Below are 4,220 nucleotides of genomic sequence, written 5' to 3'. Positions count from 1 at the left end.
GGACGACGTCGAGCGGGTCCTCGGATTCGTCCAGCGGCAGCTCGGCCAGGCACTCCAGGAACAGCTCGCCCTGGCCGTGGATGTTGCCGATCGCCACCAGCGAGGAGTCCGGGCCGAGTTCCGCGAGGATCGCCGCGGTCAGCTCCTCGGGGTCCCGGCGGTCGCCGCCGAGATCCACCACCCGCCCGGTGAAGCCGGCCGGAATCGCGTCGGCGGCGCTCTTGGTCGGGTGGCCGATCAGGAACACCGTCTCGGCGGCGAGGTCGGGGACGATCGTGCCCATCTGGCCGTTGCGCTCCACCCGGTCCGGGCGGCAGTTGATGACCACGCCGATCGGCCGTCTGATGGCCCCCAGATCCTCCAGCTGCTTGACGTTCATCAGCGTCGACTCGGGGTCGTTGGCCGCGAAGACGTTGGCGAACCGCAGCCGCTTGCCCTCGGGGGTGACATAGCGTTCCACGGACAGCACGCCCGGGTCGGGCGGCGCGTCCCACATGCCCTGCATCGCGGTCTTCCGGTCGATGCCGAGCAGTTCGGCGACGGCGAGCGCGATCGCCACGTTCTCCTTGAAGGTGAACCAGCTGAAGCCGCGCAGTTCGGCGTCGGTCACCGTCTCCGGATCGACCGCGATCAGCCGGCAGTTCCGCTTGTCGGCCTCCTCCTGGAGGATGTGCAGCCGGTCCTTCTCCGCCGTCACGCACACCCCGCCCACCGGCATCGAGCGGGAGAGCGAGCGGGCGACGTCGTCCAGCGTCGGCCCCATCTCCTCCAGATGGTCCTCGCGGACGTTGCACAGCACGCCGATCGTGGAACGGATCAGCTTCTCCTGGTTGATCTCCTGCAGCGCGGGCATCACCGCCATGCACTCGATCACCAGCGCGTCCGGCCGGTAGGTCGCCGCCCGCCGCACGATGCCGATCTGCTCGACGATGTTGGAGATGTTGAACTTGCGGTAGATCGGCTCCTCGGTGGCATCCGGATGGATGAACCGGGCCGCGGTGCCGGTGGTCTTGGCCACCGTGACCAGGCCGCCGCCGCGCAGCGCGCCCGCGCACAGCCGGGTGATGGAACTCTTGCCGCGGATGCCGTTGACCAGCACCCGCGTGGGTATCTGCTCCAGCGAGGCGAAGTGCCGCCGCTGCTCCAGGGCTCCGGCGATCCACAGTCCGGCGCAGCACAGCAGGACGATGACATAGAGGAAGAGCACGCCGATTCCGTCCTTCTACCGCTGGAGGGTGTTCTCACGCAGGGACCGCGGCGGCGCGGCGGCGTGGCCGGACCTGGCCGCCCGGTCCTGTTCCGCCAGGGTCTGGCGCACCAGCTCCAGGCCGCGGGTGACCGAGCCGATCTCGTCGTGGTTGACCGGGTGCAGCACGGTGCGGCGGTCCCCGCCCGCGAGCCGTTCGACGAGCACGGCGACCGCGCGCAGCGGCCGGACCACCACGACGTGCAGCCAGCCCAGGCAGGCCGCGGCCACGGCGAGGCCCAGGATGCCGGCGAGCATGGTGCGCTGCTCGGCCTGCACCGCGGGGATCTGGAGCGCCGCCGCGGGCTCCGCGGTCACCACGTGCCAGCCGAGGCGGGCCGTCGGGCCGCTCTGCGCCAGCGGCGCGGCGGCGTCGACCGAGGGTCCGGAGGAGGTGTCGTGCACCGCCGAGGTGGCGGTGCCCGGGGTGCCCGGGGCGCCCTGGGTGGTGCGGACGAGCCGGGTCAGGCCGGATTCGGGCAGCGACTGGAAGGCGCGGTAGCCCACGCTCGCCGCGAGCACCCTGTCGTGGCCGTCCGTCACCCAGACGCTGCCCAGCTTGGGCCTGGGCAGGGTGGAGTTGAGCGCCTTCACGTCGATCTCGCCGAACAGCACCACCCCGGCCGCCGGGGCCTTGCCCTTGACGGCCCGCACCTGGGCGTAGGCGGCGATCGCCGGGATCCGGCCCGAGGTGTTGACGGTGGTGATCCCGCCGCCACGGGGCACGTGGACGAGGGTCCGCAGCGGTGTGCCGCCCACTCTCAGCGTGATGCCCCCCGAGCGGTCCAGGAGATACAGCGAGCGGTACTGCCTGTGGTCCGCGAGGGACTGCCGCAGGACCTCGGTCTGGGCGTCCCTGCTCCTGCCCGCCAGACTCGCGGCCGCGTCGCTCAGGTCGGTGTACGACTGGTCGAGGGACTGCCGGATCCGATGCGTCGCGATCTCGGTGCGCGCCTGCTGGTCGGCGAGGACCGGAGCCGGAACCGCGGTCGCGGTGTCCGCCCGGTTCAGCAGGAAGACCATCGGAACCGACCAGCAGGCCACGACCACCAGGCAGACCACGGCCAGCGCCCGGTAGCCCGGTCCGCGCCGGGCGGGGAACTCCTGGGGGCCGCTTTCGCCGAGCAGTTGCCGGCGCAGTGAGTCCAGTGCCCGCCCGATCCGGGCGAGCTCCCCGAAGCCGTGCACCGGAACCGGCCTGGACAGCTCCTCCGACGCGGCCGGCCCGTCTCCGGTCGCGCCCCGGGCCAGGCGGCCGGCGGACAGGTAGAGCCGCAGCAGTGGCTGCTGCACGGAGAAGTACAGCGCCAGCCCGAGCAGCAGCGCGACCACGGCCAGCGCCCCGGCTGCCTCGAGCGCGAAACGCGAGTAGTCGGCGGCGGTGGTCGTGACGGGCACCGTGCGGGAGGTGAGCACCACCAGGCCGAGGTCGTCGGTCGTGCCCGGACCGGTCGTCGAGGCGACCTGGGCCCAGCCGGCCACGGTGCGCCGGCTGCCGGTGGCAGCGCCCAGCAGGCTTCCCGAGGCGTCGGTGTCACTCCGCGACCCGTTCGCCGCGCGGGTCGCCGCCGCGGACAGACCGCTGTGGGCGGCGGCCGGCGAGGCCTTGCCGCGGACCGCGGTGGCGAGCACCGTGCCGCTCGCGTCCAGCGCCTGTGCGGTGCGTCCGTCGCCGTATGCCGCGAGGGCGGGGAGCGCCTCGGAGACCACCAGCAGCCACTGCCGCTCGGTCCCGTTCTGCGCCTGGTACTGGTCCTGGTCGGGGTCGTCCTGCGCGGGCAGCGTGACCCTGGCGAAGTACAGCATGTGCCGCGTGCCGCCCGACGTCACCAGCCGGGGCGGGATCTCCCCGTGCCCGGACGCCGTCCTGGCGACGTCCACCCCGGCCAGTGGCACGGTCCTGCCGCCGGTCGCCAGCAGTTTGCCGGTGCGCGCGTCGAGCAGCGCGCGGCCGAGGAACGCCTTCCTGCCGGAGGTCAGCGCCTTGAGCGTGGTCGTGGGGGTCGATGTGCTCGTCGCCTGGTACGCGTGGGTCTTACGCCGTACCGTGCCCGCCTCGGCTTCGATCGCGGTGCGCATCGACACCGCGGTGTCCGCGGCGATCCGCTGCTCCCCGTCCAGCACGGCCTGGGGGACGCCGCCGGTGTGGATGCCCTCGAGACCGATCACGGTCAGGGCGGCGACCACCAGCAGGAGTACGACAAGTGAGGCTATCGGCGGGCGCACCCCGCCGAGCATCGGCATATCGGCGCGGCGGCGAGTGCGGTGCCGGCGCGGGGCACGGGGTGCGGAGGACAGGGGAGCGGGTCCTTCCTCAACTGGCGCCGGGCGCCCAAATGTTCGACAAGGCGAACATTTTAGCTCCCGGTGCTCGCAAAACCATCACACTTTCGCGCTGTGTGTCGTAGTAGACAGCAGGACTCCGCGCGGCGGCGGCACATGCCGGGCCCCGCACGCGCCGAAGGGCGGACCCGCGAGCGGGCCCGGCCCTTCGGACGTCCGGTCAGCCGTCCCGTCAGGGGACGAAAGAGATCTCCGGGTACTTGCTGGTGGGCCCGTCGAGCAGGGTGCTGTGCTTCTTGCGCAGCTGCTGGTCGAAGAACGCGGCGAGGTAGTCGCGCTGGACCTTCACCGCCCGGTTCGGGTCGATCGTGCCGTACTGCTGCTGGACCTGGGTCTGGGACATCCCGACCAGGCTCGCCCACTGCGGCACCAGGTACTCGTTGTCACTGAACGACAGGTGCGCCGCGCCCTTCAGCTTGATGTCGACCTTGTACCCCTTCAGGTGCGACCACAGCGTCCGCCACGACGAGTCGTTGTTGCGGTTGTGGGAGCCGGAGCTGAAGAGCATGAAGGGCCGGTCGAGGTCCTTGCTCGGCGCCGACCCGAAGAACTGGCCGTCCAAATTGGCACCGGCGGCGATCCGCTTGTCGAGCTGCATGGCGGTGTCGACCGCCGCGCCGCCCAGCGACCA

3 protein-coding genes are annotated in these 4,220 nt (G+C 72.0%); all 3 read right to left on the bottom strand.

Annotated features, from left to right (window positions below):
• Window positions 1–1,207, bottom strand: a 1,207-nt coding sequence (pgsB, locus tag IE312_RS14655) for a poly-gamma-glutamate synthase PgsB (RefSeq protein ID WP_189981872.1), incomplete at its 3' end; no start/stop codon positions are given.
• Between the two features lie 15 nt (window positions 1,208–1,222).
• Entirely contained in the window at window positions 1,223–3,472 is a 2,250-nt protein-coding gene (locus IE312_RS14650) for a HAMP domain-containing protein (protein ID WP_268254315.1), read from the bottom strand.
• A gap of 289 nt (window positions 3,473–3,761) precedes the next feature.
• The coding region (locus IE312_RS40055; RefSeq protein ID WP_440862358.1) for an alpha/beta hydrolase at window positions 3,762–4,220 on the bottom strand (459 nt) is incomplete at its 5' end.

Origin of the sequence: Streptomyces capoamus (assembly GCF_014654935.1) — a bacterium.
Taxonomy (GTDB): Bacteria; Actinomycetota; Actinomycetes; order Streptomycetales; family Streptomycetaceae; genus Streptomyces; species Streptomyces capoamus.
Note: the sequence above shows the minus strand (reverse complement) of the source record. Positions and strands in the feature narration are given on the sequence as shown.